A 1,603-nucleotide genomic window follows, 5' to 3' on the forward strand; every position below is an offset into this window, starting at 1 on the left:
CACCTGCCCCCCGCCCTCGCGGGGCGGGCCCGCCCGCCGCGCCGTCGCGCGGGCCTGCGCCTCGTTGATCTGCTCCGGCGTCATCCGCGCGGCCAGCGCCGCGCGCGGCGGCTCGGCCCCGGGGGCCCCGCCCGAGGCGGCGAGGAGGAGCCACATCTGCGCCAGCACGTAATCCTGCGGCACGCCGCGGCCCAGGGTGTAGAGCTGGCCGAGGTTGATCATGGCGGCGGGCAGCCCGCGCTCGGCCGCCGCCGCGAAGAGCCTCGCCGCCCGGCCCCAGTCGGTGCCCGCGGAGGGGGCTTGCAGCAGCAGCCAGCCAAGCTGGAACTGCGCCACCGGATCGCCGGCGGCGGCGGCCTGCTCGAGCCCGGCGAGACCGGCCTCTCCGCCCGGCGGCGGGGTCAGGCGGGCGTCGTAGACGAAGCCGCCCTGCATCGCCGCATCCGGGGCGCCGCCGCCCTGCCCGCCCATCCGGTAAAGCTCGGCCGCGCGGGCCTCGTCGAGCGGCACGCCGAAGCCGTTCTCGTACATCACGCCGAGATTGGTCAGCGCCTGCGGCAGGCCCTGCTCCGCGGCGGCGGCGAAATAGTCGGCGGCGCGGGCATAATCCTGCGCGACGCCGGTGCCGCGCACGTAGAGCATGCCGAGGTTGTTCTGCGCCCGGGCATTGCCGTCGCCGGCCGGCCCCTCATAAAGCGCGCGGGCGCGCGCCGGATCCTGATCGACGCCGAGCCCCTCCTGATAGAGCACCCCGAGGCTGACCGCGGCATCCCCGTGACCGGCCTCGGCGGCGCGCTGGTAGAGCCCGGCGGCGCGGGCGAGGATCGCGGGATCGCCCCCGGCCCCGGCCTCGAGCGCGGAGGCGAGATCGAACAGGTGGTCCGGCGCGCCGCTTTCGGCGGCGGCCTCGAACCAGCGCAGCGCCTCGGCGCGGTCCTCGGGCACGCCCAGACCCTCGTGATAATAGCGCCCCAGCGCGTTGCGGGCCTCGTCGCTGCCGGCCTCGGCCGCCTGCCTGTAGAGCTCGGCGGCGCGGGCATAGCTCTGCACCACCCCGCGCCCGTCATGATAGCGGCGCGCCTGTTCGAGAAGCCCGGCGCTGTCCTGCGCCGCCAGCGGCCCGCCACAGGCGAGCAGCAGCGCCAGCAGGGCCGGCGCCGCCCTCATTGGCCGTCACCCGAGGTTTGCCCGTCCACCGGCGGGGTGGGTTCGGCATCGTGGATGGCGCGCGCCATGGCCTGCGCCTCGGCGACCTGTTCGGGGGTCATCAGCTGGGCGAGCACGTCGCGCCGCTCCTCGGCTCCGGGGGCGCCGCCGGCGGCGGCGAGATTGTACCAGCCATGGGCGGCGACATAGTCCTGTTCGAGCCCGTTCCCGCCGGTGGCATAGGCCTCGCCAAGCAGCGCCCGGGCCCGCACGTCCCCGGCCTGCGCGGCCCGGGTGATCAGCGCGATGCCCTCCCCGGCCTCTCCGGCGTTCCCGGCCGCCTCGGCGCTCTCGAGCAGCAGCTCGCCATAGGCCAGCTGGGCCGACCGCATGCCCTCCTCGGCGCGGGCCGCCAGCCAGTCGCGCGCGCCGGGCCGGTCCTGCCGCGCCGCCGCCA

Annotated in this window: 1 protein-coding gene and 1 pseudogene; both read right to left on the reverse strand. The window is 76.9% G+C overall.

Going from position 1 to position 1,603, the window contains the following annotated elements:
* Positions 1-1,167 (reverse strand): SEL1-like repeat protein (locus AC6RA4_RS25450; protein WP_500165108.1); only part of this gene is annotated, 1,167 nt, incomplete at its 3' end.
* Positions 1,164-1,603: pseudogene (locus tag AC6RA4_RS25455) on the reverse strand (hypothetical protein); the annotation flags it as partial. The pseudogene AC6RA4_RS25455 and the gene AC6RA4_RS25450, both read right to left, overlap by 4 nt.

The organism is Salipiger sp. (assembly GCF_059781815.1).